This is a genomic window from Psychrobacter sp. CAL346-MNA-CIBAN-0220 (assembly GCF_040309805.1).
In the GTDB taxonomy this organism is placed as follows: domain Bacteria; phylum Pseudomonadota; class Gammaproteobacteria; order Pseudomonadales; family Moraxellaceae; genus Psychrobacter.
Window position 1 is genome coordinate 1 of sequence record NZ_JBEOPF010000800.1, and the last position, 231, is coordinate 231.

The following is a 231-nucleotide window of genomic DNA, read 5'->3' on the forward strand; positions in this document are numbered from 1 at the left end:
AATTTGATGTAATCGTAATCGGCGCCGGTGGCGCGGGTATGCGAGCAGCATTACAGATTTCTAAAGAAGGTAAGAGCTGTGCGCTGTTATCTAAAGTATTCCCAACTCGTTCACATACAGTTTCTGCTCAAGGTGGTATCACCGTAGCATTAGGTAATGCTCACGAGGACCATTGGGAACAACACATGTACGATACGGTTAAAGGTTCTGATTTTATCGGCGACCAAGAAG

General features: G+C 45.5%; 1 protein-coding gene. It reads left to right on the top strand.

Annotated elements, in window-relative coordinates; translation table 11 throughout:
* Positions 1 to 231, top strand: a 231-nt coding sequence (locus AAEY88_RS15720; RefSeq protein WP_350563898.1) for an FAD-binding protein, incomplete at both ends; no start/stop codon positions are given.